Origin of the sequence: Bradyrhizobium sp. 62B, assembly GCF_030272265.2 — a bacterium.
In the GTDB taxonomy this organism is placed as follows: Bacteria; Pseudomonadota; Alphaproteobacteria; order Rhizobiales; family Xanthobacteraceae; genus Bradyrhizobium.
In genome coordinates, this window is the sequence record NZ_CP092841.2 from 5,457,250 (window position 1) to 5,482,246 (window position 24,997).

At 65.0% G+C, this 24,997-nt stretch carries 23 protein-coding genes; 9 read left to right on the forward strand and 14 right to left on the reverse strand.

The window, feature by feature from the left end:
- The first annotated feature begins 1 nt into the window (after position 1).
- On the forward strand, positions 2 to 2,314 hold the full coding sequence (locus ML401_RS26210) for a molybdopterin cofactor-binding domain-containing protein (protein WP_285807441.1): 2,313 nt from the start codon (positions 2 to 4) through the stop codon (positions 2,312 to 2,314).
- Positions 2,315 to 2,386: 72 nt separating this feature from the next.
- Entirely contained in the window at positions 2,387 to 2,644 is a 258-nt protein-coding gene (locus ML401_RS26215) for a hypothetical protein (RefSeq protein WP_194403586.1), read from the forward strand.
- Between the two features lie 212 nt (positions 2,645 to 2,856).
- On the opposite strand, the gene ML401_RS26220 is transcribed toward ML401_RS26215, so the two are convergent.
- From ML401_RS26220 to ML401_RS26235, 4 genes are all read right to left on the reverse strand, one after another.
- On the reverse strand, positions 2,857 to 4,584 hold the full coding sequence (locus tag ML401_RS26220) for a methanol/ethanol family PQQ-dependent dehydrogenase (protein WP_259217512.1): 1,728 nt from the start codon (positions 4,582 to 4,584) through the stop codon (positions 2,857 to 2,859).
- 130 nt (positions 4,585 to 4,714) lie between these two features.
- The gene (locus tag ML401_RS26225) at positions 4,715 to 5,368 is read right to left on the reverse strand and encodes a ubiquinol-cytochrome c reductase iron-sulfur subunit (protein ID WP_285807442.1); all 654 of its coding nucleotides are present in this window, start codon (positions 5,366 to 5,368) and stop codon (positions 4,715 to 4,717) included.
- Positions 5,369 to 5,631: 263 nt separating this feature from the next.
- The gene (locus ML401_RS26230) at positions 5,632 to 6,096 is read right to left on the reverse strand and encodes a group III truncated hemoglobin (protein ID WP_285807443.1); all 465 of its coding nucleotides are present in this window, start codon (positions 6,094 to 6,096) and stop codon (positions 5,632 to 5,634) included.
- A gap of 243 nt (positions 6,097 to 6,339) precedes the next feature.
- Positions 6,340 to 7,191, reverse strand: a complete 852-nt coding sequence (locus ML401_RS26235) for a 3-hydroxybutyryl-CoA dehydrogenase (RefSeq protein ID WP_194403590.1) — start codon at positions 7,189 to 7,191, stop codon at positions 6,340 to 6,342.
- Positions 7,192 to 7,587: 396 nt separating this feature from the next.
- On the opposite strand from ML401_RS26235, the gene pstS reads away from it, so the two are divergent.
- Complete coding sequence (gene pstS / locus ML401_RS26240; protein ID WP_285807444.1) at positions 7,588 to 8,646, forward strand: phosphate ABC transporter substrate-binding protein PstS; 1,059 nt, start codon at positions 7,588 to 7,590, stop codon at positions 8,644 to 8,646.
- Between the two features lie 213 nt (positions 8,647 to 8,859).
- Positions 8,860 to 9,558: an ABC transporter permease gene (locus tag ML401_RS26245; RefSeq protein WP_211416516.1), complete on the forward strand. Its 699-nt coding sequence runs from the start codon at positions 8,860 to 8,862 to the stop codon at positions 9,556 to 9,558.
- On the opposite strand, the gene ML401_RS26250 is transcribed toward ML401_RS26245, so the two are convergent.
- Complete coding sequence (locus ML401_RS26250) at positions 9,532 to 10,341, reverse strand: substrate-binding domain-containing protein (RefSeq protein ID WP_285807445.1); 810 nt, start codon at positions 10,339 to 10,341, stop codon at positions 9,532 to 9,534. The genes ML401_RS26245 and ML401_RS26250 overlap by 27 nt on opposite strands.
- Before the next feature lie 161 nt (positions 10,342 to 10,502).
- Between ML401_RS26250 and ML401_RS26255 the strand changes: the two genes are divergently transcribed.
- Complete coding sequence (locus tag ML401_RS26255) at positions 10,503 to 10,793, forward strand: hypothetical protein (RefSeq protein WP_211416514.1); 291 nt, start codon at positions 10,503 to 10,505, stop codon at positions 10,791 to 10,793.
- Between the two features lie 62 nt (positions 10,794 to 10,855).
- Here ML401_RS26255 and ML401_RS26260 read toward each other — a convergent pair whose 3' ends face one another.
- On the reverse strand, positions 10,856 to 11,191 hold the full coding sequence (locus ML401_RS26260; RefSeq protein ID WP_211416513.1) for a hypothetical protein: 336 nt from the start codon (positions 11,189 to 11,191) through the stop codon (positions 10,856 to 10,858).
- A gap of 295 nt (positions 11,192 to 11,486) precedes the next feature.
- Here ML401_RS26260 and ML401_RS26265 point away from each other — a divergent pair, with 295 nt between their 5' ends.
- The 4 genes from ML401_RS26265 (at position 11,487) to ML401_RS26280 (ending at position 16,465) form a co-directional block, all read left to right on the forward strand.
- A complete protein-coding gene (locus tag ML401_RS26265) occupies positions 11,487 to 12,755 on the forward strand; it encodes a hypothetical protein (RefSeq protein ID WP_285807446.1) in 1,269 nt (422 codons plus the stop codon).
- A gap of 63 nt (positions 12,756 to 12,818) precedes the next feature.
- Positions 12,819 to 13,103, forward strand: a complete 285-nt coding sequence (locus ML401_RS26270; protein WP_285807447.1) for a TonB-dependent receptor plug domain-containing protein — start codon at positions 12,819 to 12,821, stop codon at positions 13,101 to 13,103.
- 167 nt (positions 13,104 to 13,270) lie between these two features.
- Positions 13,271 to 14,155 carry a BJP family subclass B3 metallo-beta-lactamase gene (gene blaBJP, locus ML401_RS26275; protein WP_212069226.1) on the forward strand — a complete coding sequence of 295 codons (885 nt, stop codon included), beginning with the start codon at positions 13,271 to 13,273 and terminating at the stop codon, positions 14,153 to 14,155.
- A gap of 300 nt (positions 14,156 to 14,455) precedes the next feature.
- Complete coding sequence (locus ML401_RS26280; RefSeq protein WP_194403598.1) at positions 14,456 to 16,465, forward strand: bifunctional diguanylate cyclase/phosphodiesterase; 2,010 nt, start codon at positions 14,456 to 14,458, stop codon at positions 16,463 to 16,465.
- 95 nt (positions 16,466 to 16,560) lie between these two features.
- Here the strand turns inward: ML401_RS26280 and ML401_RS26285 are convergent, their stop codons facing one another.
- The 8 genes from ML401_RS26285 to ML401_RS26320 are packed head-to-tail and all read right to left on the reverse strand — an operon-like array spanning position 16,561 to position 24,931.
- Positions 16,561 to 17,280, reverse strand: coding sequence for an ABC transporter ATP-binding protein (locus ML401_RS26285; protein ID WP_211416508.1), 720 nt, complete (start codon positions 17,278 to 17,280; stop codon positions 16,561 to 16,563).
- Complete coding sequence (locus tag ML401_RS26290; protein WP_285807448.1) at positions 17,273 to 18,028, reverse strand: ABC transporter ATP-binding protein; 756 nt, start codon at positions 18,026 to 18,028, stop codon at positions 17,273 to 17,275. The genes ML401_RS26285 and ML401_RS26290 overlap by 8 nt, the downstream gene beginning before the upstream one ends.
- Positions 18,025 to 19,023, reverse strand: coding sequence for a branched-chain amino acid ABC transporter permease (locus ML401_RS26295; protein WP_194403601.1), 999 nt, complete (start codon positions 19,021 to 19,023; stop codon positions 18,025 to 18,027). Before ML401_RS26295 ends, ML401_RS26290 begins: the two co-directional genes overlap by 4 nt.
- Entirely contained in the window at positions 19,020 to 19,895 is an 876-nt protein-coding gene (locus ML401_RS26300; RefSeq protein ID WP_212069236.1) for a branched-chain amino acid ABC transporter permease, read from the reverse strand. Before ML401_RS26300 ends, ML401_RS26295 begins: the two co-directional genes overlap by 4 nt.
- Before the next feature lie 10 nt (positions 19,896 to 19,905).
- On the reverse strand, positions 19,906 to 21,147 hold the full coding sequence (locus ML401_RS26305; RefSeq protein ID WP_285807449.1) for an ABC transporter substrate-binding protein: 1,242 nt from the start codon (positions 21,145 to 21,147) through the stop codon (positions 19,906 to 19,908).
- Positions 21,148 to 21,180: 33 nt separating this feature from the next.
- Positions 21,181 to 23,553 (reverse strand): xanthine dehydrogenase family protein molybdopterin-binding subunit, encoded by a 2,373-nt coding sequence (locus ML401_RS26310; RefSeq protein WP_285807450.1) that lies wholly within the window; start codon positions 23,551 to 23,553, stop codon positions 21,181 to 21,183.
- On the reverse strand, positions 23,550 to 24,074 hold the full coding sequence (locus tag ML401_RS26315) for a (2Fe-2S)-binding protein (protein ID WP_211416503.1): 525 nt from the start codon (positions 24,072 to 24,074) through the stop codon (positions 23,550 to 23,552). The genes ML401_RS26310 and ML401_RS26315 overlap by 4 nt, the downstream gene beginning before the upstream one ends.
- The gene (locus ML401_RS26320) at positions 24,071 to 24,931 is read right to left on the reverse strand and encodes a xanthine dehydrogenase family protein subunit M (RefSeq protein ID WP_211416618.1); all 861 of its coding nucleotides are present in this window, start codon (positions 24,929 to 24,931) and stop codon (positions 24,071 to 24,073) included. Before ML401_RS26320 ends, ML401_RS26315 begins: the two co-directional genes overlap by 4 nt.
- Between the last annotated feature and the right edge of the window lie 66 nt (positions 24,932 to 24,997).

Sequence of the window (24,997 nt, forward strand, 5' to 3'; positions counted from 1 at the left end):
CATGAATTTCATCGACAATCCCCGCAAGCTTCGCGGTTTCGAGAAGCACGTCAGGGTCGAGAAGGTCTCGCGCCGCAGCATCCTGAAGGGGCTCGGCGTCACCGGCGGCTTCGTGCTCGCCGCCCCCGTGATGTCGCGCCAGGCGCTGGCCTATGAAACCGGTGCCGGCAAGATGCCGCACGGCGTCGTGGTCGATCCGCGCGTTTTCGTCTCGGTCGCCCCTGATGGTATCGTCACCATCGTCGGGCACCGCTCGGAAATGGGCACCGGCGTACGCACCAGCCTGCCGTTGATCGTGGCCGAGGAGATGGAAGCCGACTGGTCCAGGGTCAAGGTGCAGCAGGCCCATGGCGACGAGGTCAAGTTCGGCAACCAGGACACCGACGGCTCGCGCAGCACGCGTCACTATCTGATCCCGATGCGCCAGATCGGCGCCTCCGCCCGCACCATGCTGGAGCAGGCCGCGGCGAAGCGCTGGGGCGTGCCGGCGACCGAGGTCAAGGCCGTCAATCACGAGGTCGTCCACAGCGCCAGCGGTCGCAAGCTCGGTTTCGGCGAGCTCGCAACTGATGCCGCCAAGGAATCGGTGCCCGCACTCGAAGGCCTCAAGCTGAAGGACCCCAAGGATTTCCGCTACCTGACCAAAGGCCAGATCGGCATCGTCGATCTCCACGACATCACCACCGGCAAGGCGCGTTACGGCGCCGATGTGCGGCTGCCCGGCATGAAATATGCCGTGATCGCACGCCCGCCGGTGACCGGCGGCAAGCTCGTCTCGTTCGATCCGGACGCGGCGCTGAAGGTGCCGGGCGTCGAGAAGGTGATGAAGGTTCAAGGCTGGCCGTGGCCGTCCAAGTTCCAGCCGCTCGGCGGCGTCGCCGTGATCGCGCGCAACACCGGCGCGGCGATCAAGGGCCGGGATGCGCTGAAGCTGACCTGGGACGACGGCGCCAACGCCAAGTACGACTCGGTCGCCTACCGCAAGGAACTCGAGGAGGCCTCGCGCAAGCCGGGCCTCGTCGTGCGCAAGGAGGGCGATGCGGATGCCGCCCTGAAGAGCGCCGAGAAGGTGATCGTCGGCGAGTACTACATCCCGCATCTTGCCCATGTCAGCATGGAGCCGCCGGTGGCGGTCGCCGACGTCAAGGGCGACAAGGCCGAGATCTGGGCGCCGGTGCAGAGCCCCGGCGGCACCCGCGACGACGTCGCCAAGACGCTCGGCATTCCCGAGGGCAACGTCACCGTCAATGTCACCCTGCTCGGCGGCGGCTTCGGCCGCAAGTCGAAATGCGACTTTGCGCTCGAGGCTGCCCTGCTGTCGAAGGAGCTCGGCGCGCCGGTGAAGGTGCAATGGACGCGGGAGGACGACATTCGTAACGGCTTCCTGCACACGGTCTCGGCCGAGCGGATCGAGGCCGGCCTCGACAAGAACGGCAAGGTGATCGCATGGCGCCACCGCAGCGTGGCTCCCAGCATCGCCTCGACCTTCGCGGCCGGCACCGTGCACCAGGCACCGTTCGAGGTCGGCATGGGCCTCGCGGACGTGCCGTTCGAGATCGCCAACATCTCCTGCGAGAATCCGGAAGCCGCCGCGCATACCCGCATCGGCTGGTTCCGCTCGGTCTCCAACATCCCGCGCGCCTTCGCGGTGCAGTCGATGGTCGGCGAGATCGCGCAGGCGACGGGGCGCGACCAGAAAGACATGCTGCTCGAGCTGATCGGCTCGCCCCGCATCGTCAAGCCGAACGTGAAGGACCTCTGGAACTACGGCGAGCCCCAGGACAGCTACCCGATCGACACCGCGCGCCTGCGCAAGGTGGTCGAGCTGGTCGCCGAGAAGGGCGAATGGGGCCGGAAGGTGCCGAAGGGCCACGGCCTCGGCATCGCCGTGCACCGCAGCTTCGTCAGCTACATCGCGACCATCGTCGAGGTCGCCGTCGACGACAAGGGCAAGCTGTCGGTGCCAAGGGTCGACACCGCGATCGATTGCGGCACCTATGTCAATCCCGAACGCATCGCCTCGCAGATCGAGGGCGCCGCGATCATGGGGCTGAGCCTCGCCAAATACGGCGAGATCAGCTTCAAGGACGGCAAGGTACAGCAGAAGAATTTTGACGACTTCCAGGTCGTCAGGATCGACGAGTCGCCTGCGGTGACCAACGTCTACATAGTGCCGCCCGGACCTGACATGCCGCCGAGCGGCGTCGGCGAGCCCGGCGTTCCGCCATTCGCGCCGGCCCTGATCAACGCGATCTTCGCGGCGACGGGAAAACGTATCCGCTCGCTTCCGATCGGCAAGCAATTGGAGGCGTAAGACGAAAGAGAAGCGCGAGACGGAACACAAACCTTCTCGCGCCGTTTCCATCGATCTGACAGGAGCAGATCGATGACCAACATCTCAAGGGCGCTCGCAGTCTCGCTGTCGGGCGCCTTTCTTGTGACGGCCTCCGGCGCATTCGCCCAAGGCAATACAACGCCGCCGACCACGGCCACGCGCCCCACCACGCCCGACCAGAACTCGCTGCCAAACGCCAACGCCCCACCCGCCTCGACCACCCAGACCACCGGACAGCACAATCCCGATCCGAAGGTTCAGGAGATGAACCAGAAGGAAAAGGACAAGGTCGATCGTCAGGGAAAGTAGGCTGCTCACGCGCCGTCATGGCCGGGCTCGTCCCGGCCATCCACGGCCTTCTGCGCTGAAGCGGCTTCGGCCGCGCAGGCGGGACAAGCCCGGACATGGCGACGAGTACGCGCACGGGCAATCCTTCCCGAACACTAGAATGCGGCGGACGCCGCCGTCCGCCGCATTCGCCACCCCCCTGCTGCTCCGCTATCTTCGATCCGCCTGCGGAGCTACTTCTTCAGTGCGAACACCCAGATGACCCCGCCTTGCGGCACATTGGCTTCGATGCCGATGTTGTTGGTCACCAGCGCGTCCTGGATGCGTTGCGCGTCCACGCCCCATCCCGACTGAATCGCGATGTATTGGGTGCCGTCGATCTCATAGGACACCGGCATGCCCATGATGCCGGAGTTGGTCTTCTGCTCCCAGAGGAGCTCGCCGGTCTTGGCGTTGAAGGCGCGGAAGTTGCGGTCGTTGGTTCCACCGACGAAGATGAGATCGCCCGCAGTCGCCGTCACCGAGCCGAACAGCTGCGATTTCGGGAAGTTGTGCTGCCACACCTTCTTGCCCGTCGCGGGATCCCAAGCCTGCAGCTCGCCGAAATGATCCGCGCCCGGCTTCGTCTTCAGGCCGATGTCCTCCGGCTTGGTGCCGAGCCAGAGCTCGCCCGGCTTGAGCGCGACCTTCTCGCCGGTGAACCCGCCGCAGAAGTTCTCGTTGGCAGGCACATAGACGAGGCCGGTCTTCTGGCTGTAGGCCGCCGACGGCCAGTCCTTGCCGCCCCACAGCGACGGACAGAACTCGACGCGCTTGCCGATCACCGGCTTGTGCGCGGGGTCGACGATGGGCTTGCCGCTCTCGGGTTCGATACCCTTCCAGACGTCGGTGGAGACGAACGGCCACCCGGCGACATAGTTGATCTTGGTCGGTGTGCGCTCGAGCACCCAGAAGATCGCGTCGCGGCCCGGATGGACCAGGCTCTTGATGTTGCGGCCGTCGCGCTGCAGGTCGATCAGCATCGGCGCCTCGACCTCATCCCAGTCCCAGGAATCGTTCTGGTGATACTGGTGATGAGTCTTGATCTTGCCGGTGTTGGGATCGAGCGCGAGCACCGAGGAGGTGTAGAGATTGTCGCCGGGATGGGTCTCGCCGGGCCATGGCGCGGCGTTGCCGACGCCCCAATAGATCGTCTTGGTCTCCTTGTCGTAATTGCCGGTCATCCAGGCCGAACCGCCGCCGTTCTTCCAGTCGTCGCCCTGCCAGGTCTCATGGCCCGGCTCGCCTTCGCCCGGAATGGTGAAGGTCCGCCACAGCTCCTTGCCGTCCTTGGCGTCATAGGCGGCGACATAGCCGCGCACGCCGAACTCGCCGCCGGAGCCGCCGACGATCACCTTACCGTCGACGATCAACGGCATCAGGGTCATGTACTGGCCCTTCTTGTAGTCCTGCACCTTGGTGTCCCACACCACCTTGCCGGTCTTGGCATCGAGCGCGACGACGTGGTCGTCCGTGGTGGCGAGGAAGAGCTTGTCTTCCCAGAGGCCGACGCCGCGGCTGGTCGGATGCAGCTGGAACAGATCGTCGGGGAGCTGCCGCTTGTAGCGCCAATATTCGTCGCCGGTCTTGGCATTCAGCGCGATGACCTGCCCCATCGGGGTCGCCACGAACATCACGCCGTTGTTGACGATCGGCGGCGCCTCGTGGCCTTCGACGACGCCGGTGGCAAAAGTCCAAACCGGCGTGAGGTTCTTCACGTTGGACGTGTTGATCTGCTCGAGCGGGCTGTAGCCATGGCCGTCATAGGTGCGCCGGTAGAGCATCCAATTGCTCGGCTCCGGATTTTCCAGCCGCTGCGCCGTGACCGGCGAATAGCTCTCGATCGGGCCAGCCATTGCGGCGGTCGAAACGAGGCAGGTGAAGGCGACGAAGCCGGACAGGTAGAATTGCTTCCTGGTCATGGAAGTGTTCATGGACGTTCCCCTTTTTCATCCGTTTGAATTCTTGTGTTGAATTCTTGTCGTTCGTCCCGTCGTCCGCCGTCGGCGGATACGACCTCTCGTGACGCGGGCTTAAGGCCCGCATCGTCCGTCATCCTGGCTGCGCGCCACCTACCTTTCCGATGAAATTGCCGGCGACGCTGAGCGATCCGTCAGCGAGCGCGAGCGGCAGCGCCGCGAGCCGCCGCGGCGCCGGTCCGAACACGACCTGTGCGCCCGCACGAGGGTCGTATTCGGAGTTGTGGCACATGCACTTGAACACCTCCTTGTCGCCGACATCGCTCTTCACCCAGGCGGTGACGGGACAGCCGGCGTGGGCGCAGATCGCGGAATAGGCGATGATGCCGTCGACGGCGCGCGCGGCGGTCTTCTCGTCGAGCTCGGCGGGATCGAGCCGGATGATCAGGATCTCGTTGAGCCGGGAGGCGCTGCGCACCACCGATGTCTTGGGATCCTTTGGCCAGGCATGCACCGGCGGTCCGCCGGCCGGCAGGTCCGCCGCGGTGATCAGTTTTCCTTCCTTGTCGCCTTCGGAGAAGACGAGCACATCGCCCTTCTGGGGCCGTTCGTCGGAGCCGGGCGGATCCTCATCCGCGCGCGCCTGTGCGGAGCAACCGAGGCAGGCGGTGGCGGCGAGCGCGCCGAGCAGCACGGTTCGCCGCGTCTGCTCACTGCATGCGTCAGCGTTTGGTTCCGTGGAGCTCTCGGACGTTGAGGAGTCGGTCGTGAACGATGCGCGGGACATGTTCGCAAGCAGGCGCTGGAACTCTGCCAAAAACAAGGCGAAGAATTGGCGCCGCAATGCATCAATATGGCTTTGCTCGTTTTGATTGAGCAAGGCTGAATACAATCAAACGCGTTTTCGCGATTTCAACGTCACGCGGCGCGATCGGCATGATGATTTTGCAGATCAGACCGATGATGTCGGAATTGGTGCAGCGCGCTATTCGTCGCGCTGCGCAAACGCGACGCGATATGCTTGCACACTCTGCAGGCAGTCGGTCGGCGTCAGGACCTGAGCACGTGACGCGGCGCGGCGATAGAACCGGCAACGGTTGCGGACGCCATCTCGAAGCTGTCGGCGATGCGGCGCGCCTTGTCGATGAACAATGCTGCCGCCGGCGGCGGGCAGACCTCGCGCGCGGTCTGCTCGAACAGATCGAGCCAGCGGTCGAAATGGCCGCCGACCAGCCTCAGCGGCAGATGCGCCCGCATCGGCGAGCCGTGATAGCGGCCGCTCATCAGCACGACCGAGGACCAGAAATCCTTGAGCTTGGCGAGATGCTCGTCCCAGTTCTGCACGGCGGCGAACACCGGTCCCAGCTGGGCGTCTTCGCGTACCCGTCCGTAGAAGCGGGTGACGAGTTCCCCGATCATCTCCTCGGTGATCCCGGTGCGCTCGATCGCATCCTGGGTCAACAGGTTCCGCCGTGCGGCCGCCGCCTCGCGCTCGGCCTTCAGTCGATCCGACATATTTCTCTTCGCCCGTTTCGTCTTTCCCTCTCCCCCTGTGGGAGAGGGTGGCTCGCCGCATAGCGGCGAGACGGGTGAGGGGTATCTCTCCGCTCACGCCTCAAGCATTTGAGCCTGCGGAACCAACCCCTCATCCGGCGCTTCGCGCCACCTTCTCCCACAAGGGGGGAGAAGGAAGGACACCTGCGTCCATGCTGAGACAATTCGCTATGTCCGTCTTTGTCGCAGCGCAAATCACCAAGATCAGGCGCCGTAGCTGTAAAAGCCCTGCCCGGTCTTGCGGCCGAGATGGCCGGCATCGACCATTTCCTTCAGCAGCGGCGCTGGCCGATATTTAGGATCGTTGAAGCCCTTGTAAAAGACCTCCATCACCGAAAGCATGGTGTCGAGCCCGACGAGATCGGCCAGAGCCAGCGGCCCGATCGGATGGTTGCAGCCGAGCTTCATGCCGGCGTCGATCTCTTCCGCGGTCGCGATCCCCTCCTGGAGCGCGAAGATCGCCTCGTTGATCATCGGGCACAGGATGCGGTTGACGGCAAAGCCCGGGCTGTTCTTGGCGGTGATCGCCACCTTGCCGACGCGCTGGGCGAAATCGAGGGCCTTGGCGTGAGTGTCGTCCGAGGTCTGCAGGCCGCGGATCAGTTCCAGCAGTGCCATCACCGGCACCGGGTTGAAGAAGTGCATGCCGATGAAGCGGTCGGGACGGTCGGTCGCGGCAGCAAGCTTGGTGATCGAGATCGACGAGGTGTTGGTCGCGACCAGCGTGCGCGGCGACAAGCTGGCGCAGAGGTCCTTCAGGATCTTGACCTTGAGCTCTTCGTTCTCGGTCGCGGCCTCGATGACCAGGTCGCAATCCGAAAGCTTCGCCCGGTCGGTGGTGCCGGTGATGCGCTTGAGCGTGGCGTCGCGATCGGCTGCCGACATCTTCTCCTTCTTGACCAGGCGCTCGAGGCTGCCGCCAACGGTCGAAAGCCCGCGGTTCACGGCCGCATCGGAAATGTCGACCATCACGACCGAGAGCCCGGCCGCCGCGCAGATCTGCGCGATGCCGTTCCCCATGGTCCCTGCCCCGATGATGCCAACGGTCTGGATCATTGCCTCTTATCCTTCATCCTTACGAGCGTGCCAGGCCGGCCCCGCCCATTGTTCCTGCACCAGGGTCTAGCACCGCCGCCAGGCGGCAGCGACCCGATCCTGCCCCTTCCTTAAAGCATCCATGGCGGGAATAAAGCCGCCTTTCGGCCGCGAACGGGCCCGGTTTGGGCGGTTGCAGGCGGTTCGCCCCTGAATTTGCTCCGGCTCTCTGCCGGCGCCCACGACAAACGGCCGACGCCGGCGCGCTTCCGATCGCCATCGACCTACACCGATCGGACGATGCGGCCCCCCACCGACACGAAGTAATTGATGCACCCAGCCCACCGCGAATGCTTCGCAACTCTCTTGTGACATAGCCCACATCAGCCGCGGGGCTCGCCCGTTAGCATCGTGACCATGAAAAAACACATCAAGCTCCCCGTCATCCTCACCGCTCTGCTCGTCGCAACGCAAGGCCTGGCAGCAGAGATCAAGGGCGCCGGCTCGACCTTCGTTTCGCCCGTGATGGCGAAATGGACCGACGCGTACAAGGCGCAGACCGGAAACATCGTCAGCTATCAAGCGGTCGGCTCCGGCGTCGGCCTCAACCTGATCAAGAAGGAAGCCGTCGATTTCGGCACCAGCGATATGCCGCTCGAGCCGAAGGAGCTCGACAGGCTCGGACTGATGCAATTTCCGATCGTGATCGGAGGCGTCGTCCCGGTGGTCCATGTTGACGGCATCAAGCCCGGCCAGCTCCGCTTCACCGGCCAGCTGCTCGCCGACATCTACCTTGGCAAGCTCAAATCCTGGAACGATCCGGCCATTGGCGCGATCAACCCCGATATCAGCCTGCCGAACGCGCCGATCACGGTGGTTCACCGGATCGACGGCTCCGGCACGACGTTCAACTGGTCGAACTATCTGTCGAAGGTCAGCCCGCAATGGAAGGCGAGCGTGGGTGAAGGCACCTCGGTCGAGTGGCCGCTTGGCCTCGGCGGCCGGGGCAATGACGGCGTCGCCTCACTCGTCAGCCTGGTCCCCGGCGCGATCGGCTATCTCGAATACACCTACGCGCTGCAACGGCTCGACCGGATTTCCTTCGGGCTCGTGCAGAATAGTGCCGGCAATTTCGTCGTGCCCGACGGCGCATCGTTCCAGGCCGCGGCCGCGAGTGCGGACTGGAAAGCGGAGAAGGATTTCCATCTCGTGCTCACCAACGCACCCGGTCAAGACGCCTACCCGATCACGGCGACGACCTTCGTGCTGATGCCGAAGACGCCGAAATATCCGGAGCGCTCCGCAGCCGCCATCGACTTCGTCCGCTGGTCGCTCGGGAGCGGCAACTCCCAGACCGAGACGCTCAACTACGTCCCGCTCCCACGCACCCTGGTCGATCAGGTCGAACGCTACTGGCAGCAGAGTCTTAGAGTCACCCCGACGGTCTCGGCTTCGACGAGCGTCGTCAAGCGCTGAAGCCGAACGCGACCAGGCTAAATTCAGTTTTCAAACCGCTCCATGTGAGTATGTTGTGATGGGCCTGCCGGCGGGAAACCTTCCCAAGCGGCAGGCGGAGCCACAAGGTGCTTTGCACCTGAATCCTCGCAGGGAATTTTTCGTGCATAGCCTTCGCAGTCCCGACCCCGACGCTCCCGAGGCACTCCCGCTGGCGCCGACGTCCCGACGCGGATGAACGACTTCGCCCGATCCATTGGCGCCGCGTTCACGCTGATCGGCGAAGCCGACGCCGAGCTGCTCGGCATCGTCGCATTGTCGGTTCGCGTCAGCCTGACCGCGAGCGTCATTGCCCTCATGATCGGCGCACCGATCGGGGCCCTGCTCGCGATCACCCGCTTCCGCGGGCGGCAGGTGATCATCGTGCTGACCAATGCGCTGCTCGGCCTTCCGCCGGTCGTGGTCGGGCTCGCGCTCTATCTTTTCCTGTCGCGGTCGGGCCCGCTCGGGGCGGCCGGACTGCTGTTCACGCCGGCCGCCATGATCATCGCGCAGACGCTGCTCGCCACGCCGATCGTGGTGGCGCTGGTGCACCGGCCCGCGAGCCTGCTGTGGGCGGAGTATGGCGACCTCGCACGGATCGACGGCCTGTCGGCCCTGCGCAGCATGGCGCTGCTGTTCGCGCTCGGCCGCACCTCGCTGCTGACGGCCTTTCTCGCGGCCTTCGGGCGCGCCATCGCGGAAGTCGGCGCCATCATCATCGTCGGCGGCAACATCCGCGGCTTCACCCGGACGATGACGACCGCGATTGCGCTGGAGACCAGCAAGGGCGACCTGCCGCTGGCGCTCGGACTCGGCCTGATCCTGCTCGCGCTCAGCGTGGCGGTGTCGACGATCGCCTTCCTGCTAGTGGGACGCGTTGGGGAAAAATAGCTGCTCGCCGCCGACCTTGTAGCCGGCGATCGCCTCCTGCCCCTTCGACGAGACCAGCCAGTCGACGAAGGCCTGCCCGTCCTTCGCCTTCACGTTCGGGTGCTTTTCGGGATTCACCAGCATGACGCCGTATTGATTGAAAAGCCGCTTGTCCCCCTCGGTCAGGACGGCGAGCTCGCCGCGATTCTTGAACGACAGCCAGGTGCCGCGGTCCGACAGCAGATAGGCGTTCGACGACGAGGCCATGTTCAGCGCCGGGCCCATGCCCTGGCCGATCTCCCGGTACCAGCTGTCCTTGCCGGCACCGATATCGACGCTAGCATCTTTCCACAACCTCAGTTCGGCCGCGTGCGTGCCGGACTTGTCGCCGCGCGAAATGAACGGCGCCTTCGCCGCCGCGATCTTGCGCAGCGCGTCCGTGACGTCCTTGCCGCCGGCGATCTTGGCGGGATCGCTCTTTGGGCCGATGATGATGAAGTCGTTGTACATGACGTCGAAGCGCTTCACGCCCTGCCCTTCCGACATGAACTTGTCCTCGGCAGGCCTGTCATGGACGAAGACGACATCGGCATCGCCGCGCCGGCCGATGTCCAGCGCCTGGCCGGTGCCAACGGCGACGACCTTCACGCCGATGCCTTCGGCCTTCGTGAACAACGGCAGCAGATGGCCGAACAGGCCTGATTGTTCCGTCGAGGTGGTCGAAGCGACCGTGATGGTGCGATCCTGTGCGGACGCGACGGTGGACCAGAGCAGAAGCGCTCCGATGGCGATGATCTTCCTCATGCGGCATTCCCGGACAAACAATGACGGTCCTGAATAGCCCGTGGCGACGAAAACGGGAACCCCGACGTAAGGCCGCATAGAGTTGAGCGAGCGGCTACAAAGCGGCAGGAACGTCGCTGGCGCAGCCGGATTATCTGGGATGTAAAGTCAAGGAGAATCCAATGAAGAAGCTCATCTTGGCATCGGCATGCATCATGGCGCTGGCGACCGGTGGCGCCGTCGCGCAGACACAACCGGCTCCCGGCGCCTCCAGCCAAAGCGACGTCGGCCCCTCGTCGCGAGGCCCCGCCACCAAGGGCATGACGACCGGACGTTCGTCGAACATGCAGAATGAGGCCAGCGACAGCAAGGGTGCGCAGCAACCATCGGCCGGCGGCACCAACACCAACAACATGGGCAGCCAGGCCGGCGGCAGCTCAGGCTCCGGCGGTGGTGCCGGCTCCGGCAAATAGTCGGAAGGTCGAGGATCCCGGGAGGGGACCGTCGTCCCCTCCCACGGACCGGCAGGGGTCGATCAACGGCCTGGACAATATCTCATCACGCGGCGGACGCCCTGCGACTCCGGTTCCTTCATCCAATCGATCTTCCAGGCCAGCCAAAGCTTGTCGTCGTCGACGACATAGGCAAACGTCGATGTCGAAAAGCCTCTGGGATTGCGAACCGTGACCTCACCGCAGACCACCTCGATCGCGCGGCCCTCGGGATCGGATGCAGGACTGGTCCAGGAGATGTGGATCTCCGCATTGGGCGGAATGAGGTGAGCGGCGATTTTCGGCGTGAGATCGTCCGCGAGCACCGGCGCGCCCATGCTAGCGGCGAAGACCGCGGCAAGACAAATCTTGTGGATCACGTTCACTCTCCTTCCGTTTCGGAAAGAGCGTGCCTGCTTCGGCGCGGCTGCACTGTGGTGGCGGTCACGTTGGTCGGCCAAACCGTGGCCTTTGCGACGATCGCCGCCTTGCCATGACGGCTGACACGTCACTCGCCGACTTACGCGACGAATGCGCGGATGTTCTGCAATTGATCTCACCTAGATTGACAGGGATGTGACGGCCGGGGCAGTTTTTCATATTGCTGGCGAATCAGCGATTGCCTCACGCCGAGTACCTCTTGGACAACTCCTAGTGCTTTCGAGACTGATATCGTTGCTGCGCCGCATCCCCGCGGTGAAATGGGCATTCACCCGGCTTCGGCCTGAGCCGCATAGCGGCAGCATCGACGTCACGCCGGTCGCCGCAGACGTCTCGCCCATCAACGCCGAAGCCCCTGTCGCCGAAGTCGTTGTCGCCGAAGACGTCGCGGAAGCCGCTTCGACTCAACTTGCCGAAATCAGCACGACTTCGGCGCAGGACGAGGCCGGGGACGAGGTTCGCTCCACCCAGGATGATACCGCGATCTCCATCATCGCGGAGAGCCCGCCGGCAGCACCAACCGACGCCGTCGCCAGCGACAATGTCTCACGGGAGATCCCGTCCGACATCGCGCCGGTCGTCGAGGAGGCTTCGGCCGCCGAGATCGAAACTGCGGCCGAAGACACTCACGAACCCGCGATCAGCCACGATCCTGTCGTTGAGACCCCGGCGAAAGTCGAGGCCGCCGACGCGGAGCCGGTCGCCGTCGAGGTTGTCGGCGAACCGGTGGACGCCGCCGAACTCGTGGTCGGCAGCGAGCCACCTCCCGCGCCCCCGACTGACGCCGAGCCCATTGTTGCGGAGGACGCACCGCCATCGTCCACCGATGTCGAGATCACTCCGACTGACGTCCCTGCCCTCGTCGTCAGTGACAATCGCACCCCTGACGTCAGCGAGGATATTGAGCCAACCGCTGACGCGCCGCGCGTTACGTCTGCCGATGCCGAAGTTCTGGTCGAGCCTGCCTCCGAGAATGATTTCGACGGCGATCCGTTGCCGGACGACGCGGTGGTCATCGAGCCGGCAGCTGCGGATATTGCTGCGCCCGTCGCGGCGGTTGTCGTGGAGCAAGGTTCCACTGATACGGCCAGCGTCGTCACGGACATCGCGCCGATTCCGGCGCGCGTGTCGCCAGCTCCGGAAGTCCGCAGCCCGCCGAAAGTTCGCGCGAGACCCGCGGAGCCTGCCGATCGCGCGGCGCTGATCCGGCAGCGCTGGGCGGAAAGCGGGATCAGGATGTGGAATCCTCGGCTTCACGGCACTGGCGAAGCCACGCTGAACATCCAGGGCAGCGTCGGGCTGCTGCCGCCCGCGCCCGGCGAAACCATGCCGCGCTACGACAAGCTGGAATTCAAGATGCTCGGCGGACAGATCGTCTGCGAGGGCGTCATCGTCGACGCCCCCGCGCAGGCGAGCAACCGCAGTTTCACGCAGCTCGCCGAGCCCGGGAAACTCGAGCGAGTGCGCGAACCGGCGCGGGAACGCCAGGCCGCTCTCGCCTGATCCTTTCGCCTGCAGCGACCGCCGCGACGTGCTAGGTTGACATCCCGACATGGGAGATCGCCTATGCGCACGAGTTCGTTGCTTCTGGTCGTGATCGCCGCCCTCTGTGTCCCGCAAGCCGCGGTTGCGGCGCCCGGCAAGCGGTCGCGCCACCCGCACGCGACGGCCCCCGCCACCGATCCGGCCGCGCCCTACAGGGCCGACCGGCTGTCCTCCTCGCGCGGCGAGACGATCCTCAACACGCCCGGCCAGACCACCGTGCTGACGCGAGAGGTTCTCGACGACAAGAACGCGACGAGCCTCAGGGACGCCATGCGCTCGACCGCCGGCGTGACGATCGGGCGCTAGCCGTCCCCCGCGGCGCTCAGCCGACGCGCCGTTGTTCCTGCAACACACCTGAAATTTTCCGCGCGCGAAGCAGTTGCCCGTGATGGCGGCCGCGACGTAACTTGCGCACCGGCCGGTGCCACATCCGTGCCTGATCAAAACGACAAGAACAATCCGGGAGACAAACTATGAAGAAGCTGACGGCCGCGCTGTGCGCACTGGCCTTGTTCGCAACGGGCGCGCAAGCGCAGACCCTCAAGGATTTCCTGGCCACGGTCATGCAGAAGTGGACAGCGCCGTTCGAGCCGTTCCAGCTCATCGGCAACATCTACTATGTCGGGACCGAGGGTATCGCCGTCTACGTCATCAAGACATCGCAAGGCCTGATCCTGATGGACACCGCGATGCCCCAGTCCACCGGCACGATCAAGGACAGCATCACAAAGCTCGGCTTCAAGGTTGCCGACATCAAGATGATCCTGAACTCGCACGCGCATATCGATCACACCGGCGGTTTCGCCGAGCTCAAGAAGGAGACCGGCGCGCAGCTCGTGGCCGGCGAGCGCGACAAACCGCTGCTCGAAGGCGGCTACTATCCCGGCGACGAGAAAAACGAGGACCTCGCCTTCCCACCGGTGAAGGTCGACCGTGTCGTGAAGGAGGGCGACACCGTGACGCTCGGCGACACCACGCTGATTGCACATGCAACGCCCGGCCATTCGCCGGGCTGCACGAGCTGGGAGATGACCGTCAAGGACGGCGATCAGAGCCGCGAGGTGCTGTTCTTCTGCAGCGGCACGGTGGCACTGAACAGGCTGGTCGGCCAGCCGACCTATCCCGGCATCATCGAGGATTACCGCGCGACCTACGCCAAGGTGAAAGCGATGAAGGTCGACGTCCTGCTCGGGCCCCATCCTGAGGTCTATGGCATGCAGGCCAAGCGTGCGCAGATGAAGGACGGCGCGCCGAACCCGTTCGTCAAACCGGGCGAGCTCGCGACCTACGCGTCCGGCCTGTCGGAGGAGTTCGACAAGCAACTCGCCAAGCAGACCGCGGCGCTGGAAAAGAAGTAGCGACCATCGGAGGCTGTCTTTCACCTCTCCCCATTGCATCGGGGAGAGGTGCGGCATGACGCTGCGCCGACGCGCATGGTTAGCAGAACGTAGCCGAGGCTTTGCAGGACTTTGCGGTCGATGCGCCCGCTTGCGCGACAGCTTATCGTTAACGCGGCCTCACCAATGCGCGCGACCGGAGACATTTCCGGTAGCGCGCAACCTGCTCTGGCCTTCGGCGCGAGATCGATCTAACGCGCCCTTTACCCCCGCCGTGCAAGATCGCCCGCGTTTTTCAGGGGATCCGGGGCTCGTATTTCAATGCCTGTTGCCGATTTGAAGTCTCATCTTGCCGCCGCAATCCGGTTGTTTCGCGTTCCCGCAGACAACCCGGATCTGATGCGGGCGCAGTTCGACGCTTTCTCCAAGCAAGTCCCGCTGCTCTACTTCATCCTCATGAGCAACACGATCGCCGTCGCCTACACCTATGTGAACGTGGCGCCGAACTGGCTGACGATGATCGTGCCGACTGTGTTGACCGTGCTCGCAGGCTTGCGGACCTATTGGTGGCTGCGCCAGCGTCACCTCGTACGCAGCGACGCCGATATCCTGCGCAATCTGCGCGCCACCAACTGGCTGACGCTGCCGATCGGCGCCGGCTTCACCGCCTGGTCCTTCGCGCTCTACCCTTACGGCGATCCGTTCGCCAAGAGCCAGGTCGCCTTCTACATGGCGGTCACCGTGATCGGCTGCATCTTCTCGCTGATGCATCTGCGCTCGGCGGCGTTGATCGTGACACTGATCGTCGACATACCCTATGTGCTGTTCTTCTTCGCCACGGGCGAGCCGACGCTGAAGGCGATCGCCGTCAACAACCTTCTGGTTTCCGGCGCGATGGTGACAGTGCTGTTCATCTACTACCGCGATTTCGCCGATCTCGTCGCCAGCCGCAAATCGCTGCTCGCGCAACAGGCGGCGACGCAGGCGCTCTCGGACGAGAACTTCCGCCTCGCCAATCTCGATTCCCTCACCGAGCTGCCGAACCGCCGCCGCTTCTTCGCCGAGCTGTCGAGCGCCTTTGCCGACGCCGAGCGCAGGCATGTCCGCGTCGCGGTCGGAATCATCGACCTCGACGGCTTCAAGCCGATCAACGACAATTACGGCCACTCGGTCGGCGACCGGGTCCTGATCGAGGCCGGCCGGCGCATCCGCGAGGTTTGCGAGGGCTTTGGCCCGCAGCGGGTGGAATTCGCCCGGCTTGGCGGTGACGAGTTCGGCCTCGTCGTCTGCGGTGACCCCGAGGATGCGGACCTCACGCGGCTCGGCGAGCGCATCGGGAGTCAGGTCAAGCTGCCCTACCAGCTCGACACCGCCCATACCGGGCTGTCCTGCTCGATCGGTTTCGCAGTTTTCCCGGACTCCGCGACGACGTCGGAAGCGCTCTACGAATGTGCCGACTACGCGCTGTACCATGCCAAGCGTCATCAGCGCGGCCGCACCGTGACCTTCTCCAGCGAGCTCGAGGCCGAGATCCGCAGTCGCGGCGTGATCGAAAACCTGTTGCGCACCTCCGATTTCGGCGCCGAGATGGAGCTGGTCTTCCAGCCGATCGTCGATGCCATGAGCGAGCACACCTCGGGTTTCGAGACGCTGGCGCGCTGGCACAGCCCCCGCCTCGGTTGGGTCTCTCCCGCCGACTTCATTCCCGCGGCCGAGCGCATCGGCCTGATCCGCCCCTTGACCCAGGCGCTGCTGGCGCGCGCGCTCGCCACGGCCAGGACCTGGCCCGACGACATCCGCCTGTCGTTCAACCTGTCCGCTCACGACGTCTGTGCCGCCGAGGGCATATTGCCGCTGATCTCGATCATCGAGAAAAGCGGTCTGTCGCCGCACCGGATTGACTTCGAGATCACCGAGACGGCCGTCACCTTCGATTTCGTTCGCGCGCAGCAGTCGATCGCAACGCTGAAGGCGATGGGCTGCGGCATTTCGCTGGACGATTTCGGCACCGGCTATTCGTCATTGAGCCACGTGCACCGGTTGCCGCTCGACAAGATCAAGGTGGACCGCAGCTTCGTCGCCGAGATCAACGAGAATCCGGTGAGCCACAAGATCATCAAATCGCTTGCGGGCCTCTGCGACGACATGGAGATCGCCTGCGTCGCCGAGGGCGTCGAGACCCGCGCCCAGCTCGACAGCCTGCGCCGGCTCGGCTGCGATTTCATCCAGGGCTACTATTTCGCAAAGCCCATGCCGGCCGATGCGATCGCCGACTATCTGGCGGATGAACGCCAGCGCCTCGACGGCGGCGGAGCCAAGGTCGTGGCCTGAAGCGCGGCGAAATTTAGTCATCGCGCTTTAGTCTATTTTCTGCGCACGATCTTTCCGGCAAACCGCTTCGCACTTTTCGGGATCATGCTTTCGTATCACACCGCGCAGTAGCGTTCCTGGACGTCCTTGTCCGCGAGCAGCGCCGCTGCGCTGCTCTGGTGCACGACCTCGCCCTGGTCGATGATCACGGCCCGGTCGGCGAGCCGCAGCGCCCATTCGACGTTCTGCTCGACCAGCAGCAGGGTCTTGCCCTCGTCGCGCAGGCGACGGAACAGCACGCCCATCTCCTCGACGAGCACGGGCATGATGCCCTCCGAGGGCTCGTCCAGCAGGATCATCTTGGGCTTTGCGATCAGCGCCCGCGCGATCGCCAGCATCTGCTGCTCGCCGCCGGAGAGCGTGACGCCCTCCTGGTCGAGCCGCTCCTTCAGGCGCGGGAAGGTTTCGGCGATCTCGTCGATCGCGGCTCGTTCCTCGATATCGCTGCCGGCCGCGACGAGGCCGAGCCGGAGGTTCTCGCGTACGGTCAGCCCGGGAACGATGCGCCGCTCCTCGGGCACGTAAGCGAGGCCAAGGTGGAAGCGCTGATGGGCGCGCAGCGGCAGAACTTGCTTGCCGGCAAAGCGCACGCGGCCCGTCGCCTTGGGCATCAGGCCCATCACGGCCCGCAAGGTCGTGGTCTTGCCGGCGCCATTGCGGCCGACCAGGGCGACCACCTCGCCCTCCTTCACATGCAGCGAGATGCCGTGCAGGACGTGGCTCGCGCCGTACCAGGCGTGCAGGTTCTCGATGTCGAGCAATGCCGTCTCAGCCATAGCCTTCACTCTGTCCGAGATAGACCCGGCGGACGTCCGGGTTGCTCCTGATTTCCTCCGGCGCGCCGTCCGCGAGCAGCCGGCCGTGGTGCAGCACCACGACACGCTTGGACAGGCCCAGCACCATCTTCATCTTGTGCTCGACCAGCAGCACGGTGCGCTTGTCGGCGAGCCGCTCCAGCAGCGCGACCATGTCCTTGGTCTCTTCCGGCCCCATGCCGGCGGTCGGCTCGTCCAGCAGCAGCAATTCCGGCTCCGAGACCAGGGCGATCGCGATCTCCAGGGCGCGCTGCTGGCCGTGCGCCAGGAATTTTGCCAGTTCGTTCCGCCTGCCGAGCAATCCGACCGCCTCGAGCGCAGCATCGGCACGCGCATGCAGCTCGGACAGCCGCGCGCGGTTGCGCCAGATGTCGTAACTCACGGTCAGCGCCTGCGCCGCGACCCGCACGTTCTCATGCACCGACAGGTCGGGAAAGATGTTCGTGATCTGGTAGGAGCGCGAGATGCCCTGGTGCACGAAGCGGTGCTGCGGCAGGCCGTTCAGCTCCCGGCCCCTGAAATGCAGCTTGCCGGACGTCGGCGTCAGCGCGCCGGAGAGAATGTTGAAGAACGTGCTCTTGCCGGCGCCGTTCGGCCCGATGATCGAGGTGAGCTGGCCGGCCGCGAACGACACGGTGATGCCTTCGAGCGCGACGAAACCGCCAAAGCGTTTGCCGATCCCTTCGGCGCGAAGCAGTTCACTGCTCATCGCCGCGCCTTTCCGATGCCGAGCACATCGAGCAGCGTGCCCCAGATGCCCTTGGGCAGGAACAGCACGAACAGCACGAAGATCGCGCCGACGAAGATCTGCCAATGCGGCGTCCACAGCGAGATGACATCCTCCAGGATCAGGAAGCTCGCCGCGCCGACGAAGGGTCCGAAGAAGCTGCGCGCACCGCCGAGCAGCACCATCATCACGATCATGCCGGAGGTCTGGTAATGCAGGATGTCGAGCGGCACGATCGACAGATGCAGCGCCAGCATGCAGCCGCCGAGCGAGGAGATCGCGCCCGACAGCATGAACACGACCAGCTTGCTGCGCTCGACGTCGTAGCCGCAGGCCCGCGCCCGCTGCTCGTTCTCGCGGATCGCCTCGATGACGGCGCCGAACGGCGAGTTCAGGATGCGCGACTGGACCCACATCGCCAAGCCTGCGAAGGCCATCAGCACGTAGTATTTGTTGACGGGATCGAGGAAGTTGACCTGCAGGCCGAACAGGTTGACGCGGTCGACGGTGAAGCCGCGCAGGCCGTTCTCGCCGCCGGTGAACGAGGCGGCCTGGAGCGCCACGTAATAGACGAGCTGAGCCAGCGCCAGCGTCACCATGGAGAAATAGATGCCGCGGGTGCGCGTTGAGACGATACCGATCAGGGCGGCAAGACAGGTGCTGAGCAGCACGGCGATCGGCACGGCCACAAACCAGGGCACGCCGTATCGGCCGATCGCAATGCCGGTGAAGTAGGCCCCCGCGCCGAAGAACGCCGCCTGGCCGAACGACAGCAGCCCGGTGTAGCCGAACAGCAGATTGTAGCCCATCACCACGACGCCGTAGATCAGGACGTTGACCGCCAGCGCCTTGGACGGCAGCAGCCACGGCAATACAGCCAGCACGGCGATCGAGAGCAGCACGCGGTGATCGAGAATCCGGTCGAGCCCGCTCGTGGCAGGCTTGGCGAGAACCTCGCCGCTCGAAGGGCGCGTCACGCCGTCCTCCCTCTCACGCCGAACAGGCCTTGCGGGCGGATCAGCAGCACCACAGCCATCAGCGCGAACATGACGATGGTCGCCATTTCGGGCGCGAACAGCGCCACCAGGCTGATGGAAACGCCGACCATGAGCCCGGCCACAACCGCGCCGACGATCGAACCGAGGCCACCGATCACGGTGACGACGAAGGCCTCGGCGAGCACCAGCGACCCCATTTCCGGATTGACGCTGCGCATGGGCCCTGCGAGCACGCCACCCAGCGCGGCAAGGCCGACGCCGAGGCCGAAGATCGCGAGCCAGACCCGGCCGATGTCGACACCGAGCACCTGCATGATGGTGGGATCGCGCGCACCCGCACGCACGATCAGGCCGATCCGGGTCTTCTCCAGCGTCAGCCAGAGCGCCAGCAGCACCACAGCCACCAGCACGATGACGAACAGGCGGTAGCGCGGGAAGAAGCCGACGCCGAGATCCAGCACGCCGATCAGCTGCGGCGGGGTTGGAAAGGGAATGCCGTCGCTGCCGAACACGATGCGCACGCCCTCGACCAGGATGTAGCTGAGGCCGAAGGTGAGCAGCAGCGGATCGTCGATGGAACGTCCATAGAGCCTGCGGATCAGGACGAACTCGATCACCATGCCGAAGGCGCCGATCAAAATAGGCGCAAGCAGCAGGCCCCACCAGAAGCTGCCGGTGAGCGAGGCCAGATAGAGCCCTGCATAGGCCCCGATCATGAACAGCGCGCCATGAGCGAAATTCACCACCCCGAGCATGCCGAACACGATCGTGAGGCCGAGCGCAGTGATCACCAGGACCGCCCCAAGCGCGATCCCGGAGAGAAGCTGCATGATGATCAGCGACAGGTCCATCGTGCAGGTCTTAAGTGGCGTGGCCGAGCTCGCTGCAGGTCCGCAGCATGTCGTCGGAGCCGGCCTCGTTGGCGAGAATGGCGAACAGATCGTTCTCGCCAGCCATCGCCGACTTCTTCTTGGACTCCAGCACCAGCACCGACTGCACCGACTGATGGTCGCATTTGCGGTACTGCTGCGGGCCCTTGGTCAGATCGTATTGCAGCTTCTCCAGGGCATCGACGACCTTGTCGGTATCCGTGCCGCCGGCCGTCTGCATGGCGGCCAGCAGGGATCCGACGCCGGAATAGCCGTAGGCGCCGTAATCGGTCGGGATCGCGCCGCCATTGGCGGCCCTGAACGCCGCGTTGAAGGCGGCCGCCGACTTGCTCTGCGCTTCCAAGCCCCAATAGTAATTGGCGCCGCCCACTACGCCTTCGAACACGTCGGGGCCGACCGCGAGCCGCTGGTTGTGCAGGATGACGGGCACGACGATCTTCATCTGCTGCTTCACACCGAAATCCACGGCTTGCTTGATCGCGTTGGCCTGGTCGCGGCCGAAATTGGAGATGCACAGCACGTCCGGCCGCATCGACATCAGGCGCGGCATGAACGTGGAGTAGTCGGCGGCACCGAACGGATGCAGGATCTCGCCGACATTGTCAGCACCGATCGCCGCCTGCGCGCGCTTGAAGCCGCGCAGCATCTCGTGACCATAGGCATAATCCGCAACGAGATGGGCAACCTTCATGCCCTTCTTCAGGGTCTGCCGCGCCACCGCTGCGGTCGTCATGTGCGGATTGAGCGCCTCATGGAAGGTGTATTTGCTGAAATCCTTGGCTTCGTTGATGGTGTCTGACTGGCTGATCGAGACGTAGATCACGCCGCGAGCGCGGGTGACCTCGTTGACCGCGAGCTGCACGGCGCTGGAGAGCGCGCCGACCACGGCATGGACCTTGTCCTTCTCGATCAGCTCCAGCGTGCGCGTCGCGGCCTCGCCGGCATTGAGCTTGTCGTCACGTACCAGGAGCTCGATCTTGCGGCCGCCGATGCCGCCCTTGTCGTTGACGAGCTTGACCGCGAGCTCGGCGCATTTGACCTGATCGCGCGCTTCCGCGGCGAACGGACCGGTCAGCGGCGTCGGAAAGCCGATGCGGATCGTCTCGTCGGCCGCGCGGCCAATCCGGGGCATGGCGAGCAGGGCTGCGCTGGCCGAGAGGCCGGCGAGCGCGCTGCGGCGGGTTATCTTCGACGTCGAATCGGATTTGGGCATGATGTCCTCCAATCTCTTTTTCAATTGTCTCTTCTAGAAGCGCTTCAGGGCCTTCAGGACTTTTGCGGGCGTAATCGGGATCGAATTGATCGTGGCATCGAACGGCGCGAGCGCGTCGTTGACGGCGTTGAGCACGCAAGCGGACGCCGCCGCGGTGCCGGCCTCGCCGACGCCCTTGGCGCCGAGCTTGGTGTCGGCGGTCGGCGTCTCGACATGGGCGATGACGATGTCGGGCATCTCCATCGGCATCGGCACGAGGTAATCGGCGAGCGAGCCGTTGATAAGCTGACCGGTGTCGCTGTAGCGGCATTCCTCGAACAGCGCCGCACCAAGCCCCTGCACGATACCGCCGCGGAGCTGCTCGTCCACCAGCATCGGATTGATGACGCGGCCGCAATCCTCGACGATGAAATGCTTCAAGAGCTTGATGAAGCCGGTCTCGACATCGACCTCCAGCGAACAGCCCTGGATGCCGTTGGTGAAGGCAAAGGGATAGCCCTGCGGCGCGAAATGATGGCTGACGGTGAGCTGCGCCTGCGTCCCCGGCGGCAGCGTGTCGGAGCGGAAATAGGCGATGCGCGCGATCTCGGCGATCGGCAGGCGCGGCTTGCGCGTCGCGGCATCCACGACCTCGCCGTCGGCGATGTCGAGCGCGGGCGGCTGTTCCTGCAGAATGAGCGCCGCAATCTCCAGGATGTTGCGCTTGAGCGCGCGCGTGGCCTGCAGCGCGGTCTCGCCGCCGATGCCGGCGCCGCGGCAGGCCCAGGTGGCGCCGCCATGCGGGGTGACCTCGGTGTCGCCGGTGATGACCTTGACGTGGTCCTGCGCGATACCGAGTTGGTCGGCCACGATCTGGCTGATGATAGCTTCAGTACCCTGCCCCTGCTCGGTGACCGAAATCATGCAGCGAACTTCGCCGGAGGGTGTCAGGCTGAGAATCGCGCCATCCTGCGAGGAGATGCGCGCGCCGCCCACGCCGTAGAACGCCGGGCTCGGATTGGTGATCTCGACGAAAGTCGCAATGCCGATGCCGCGATAGATGCCGCGCTTGCGCAGCTCCGCCCGTTCGGCGCGCAGCGCGTCGTAATCCATCAGCTCGTGCAGGCGCTTCAGGCAGGCCTGATGCGACAACGCCTCGAAGCGGTAACCGGTCGGCGAGGTCTGAGGATAGGCATCGTCGGGGATGACGTTCTGCGCACGGATGGCAAAGGTATCGAGGCCGAGCTTGCTCGCTGCCATGTCCATCAGCCGCTCGGTAACGGCGCAGGCGATGGGATGGCCCACGGCTCGATACTGGCTGGTCTGCACCTTGTTCTGGAAGATCACCTCCAGCGTGGCGCGATAGTTCCTGAAGCGATAGGGCGCGCCGATCAGGCGGATCACCTGGTTGCCCTCGACCACGCTGGTGCGTGGATAGGTCGAGAACGCACCGATCGCGGTCATGTCAAGCACATCCATCGCCAGGATCTCACCCTTGGCATCGAGCGCCATGCGGGCGCGCACGCGATGGTCGCGGGCGTGGATATCGGAGACGAAGGACTCCATGCGATCGGCAACGTACTTCACGGGCCGGCCGAGCAGGATCGAGAGGCCGACCACCGCCATGTCCTCGTGATAGACATGCAGCTTCATCCCGAAGGAGCCGCCGATATCGGTCGCGATCACCCGGACGCGGGCCTCCGGAATGCCGTAATGGCGCGAATAGAGGTCCTGAAACTGATACGGGGTCTGCGTGGCGTGATGCACGGTGAGCGCGCCGGCGGCAGGATCGTAATCCGCGACGATCGCGCGCGGCTCGAGCGTCACCGCAGTGTGGCGGCCAAACGTGAATTCTTCTTCCACGACGTGTGCAGCATGCGCAAAGGCATCGTCCACAGTGCCGCTGTCGAGCTGACTTCGGAAGCAGGTGTTGTTGGCACTGCCGGGATTGACCAGTGGACCGCCCGCGACGCGCGCGCTGTCGATATCGACGACGACGGGGAGGTCTTCGTAATCGATCTCGACGAGCTCCAGCGCATCTTCGGCGATCGCCCGGCTCTCGGCGACGACCGCGACCACGGCCTGCCCGGTCCAGACCACGCGATCCAGCGGCAGCGGCCATTGCGGCGCGGAGGTCATGCCCTTGAAATGGTCGAGCGTTCCTGTCCACGGCGTGCAGAGCTTGGCGAGATCCTCGCCGGTGGCGACGAGGTGAACGCCTTCGACCCCGCGCGCCGGCTCAGTATTGATCGAGACGATTTTCGCATGCGCATGCGGGCTGCGCAGGAACGCGGCATGGAGCATGCGCGGCAGCTTGAGATCGCTGACATAGCGCCCCCGCCCGGCCAGCAAGCGCTTGGCGTTCGGGCGCGGCACCGAACGGCCGATATAGGAATTCGGGCGATCGAGCGAGGTCAGCGCACTCATGGCGCCCCTCCGCCTTCGCTGCGCGCTTTGGCGACGGCATCGATGGCATCGACGATCGCCTCGTAGCCGGTGCAGCGACAGTAATTGCCCGACAGCGCGTCGCGGATCTCGTCACGGCTCGGCTGCGTCATCCGCGACAGCAGCTCCTGCGCGTTGACCAGCATGCCCGGCGTGCAGAAGCCGCATTGCAGTGCATTGCGTCGGTGGAATTCGGCCTGGAGGTCGGCGAGCACACCGCTCTCGGTGAGCCCCTCGATCGTGTTGATCGTCGTGCCATCGGCCTGCACCGCGTAAACCAGGCAGGAATGCACGGCGCGGCCATCGATCTGCACCAGGCAGGCCCCGCAGGCTCCCATCTCGCAGCCGGCATGTGTGCCCGTCAGCTCGAGCTTGTCGCGCAGGCAATCGACCAGCGTGTCACGCGGCGCGACCTCGCAGGCGACCTTGCGCCCGTTGACGACGAAGCGCACCCGCACCGTCTCGTCGGCTTCGGTCAGCAGGCTATCGTCGAAGCCGCTCATGCGTCCGCCCCAAGCCGTCCAAGCAGCCGGCCAAGCAAGACGCGGGCGAGATGCAGCCGCATCGCCGGTGGCACCTCGTCGCTCTCGGGCGGCGCGAGATCACCTTCGAGCGCGCCTTGCGCGGCGGCGATACGCTCCGCATCGAGACGCGCGCCGATCAGGGCGCGCTCCGCCCCCTTCACCCGCGTCGGCGTATTGCCGACGGAGAAGAACGAGATGCGGATGTCGTCGACGCGCTCGCCCGTGCACGTCGCCATGATCCCGCAGCCGACCAGCGCGTAGTCGCCGCGCCGCCGTGCCAGTTCGTCGAAGGCAAAGCGCTGGTCGGCCTTGAGCAGTGGGACGTAGATTGCAGTGATCAGTTCACCCGGCTCCAACGCCGTCTCGAACAGGTCGATGAAAAAATCGTCGGCCTTGACGCGCCGGCGGCCTGAGGGGCCGACGATCTCGATCTCGGCATCCAGCGCCAAGGTCATCGCGGGAAATTCGGACGCCGGATCCGCCAGCGCGACGCTGCCGCCGAAGGTGCCACGGTTGCGGATCGCGGGATGGGCGACGAACGGCGCCGCGGCATGCAAGAGCGGCGCGAACTCGGCGATCAACGGCTCGCTCAGCATCTCGCAATGGCGCGTCAGGGCGCCGATGCGCAAATGGCCGCCTTCGCGCCTGACGCCGCGCAGCTCGTCGATGTGGGTGATGTCGATCAGGAGCCGCGGCGCCTGCAGCCGCAGCGACAGCGCCGGCACGAGGCTCTGGCCGCCGGCAATGAAACGCGCATCGTCCCCGGCGCGCGCATGAGCGTCCAACGCCTGGTCGATCGTCGCCGCACGAAAATAGCTGAAAGCCCTCGCCTTCACTGCCGTTTCCCCGATATCCATCGGCTCATCAGCCGGGATGCCAGATTTGTAACCATCTGGTCTCAA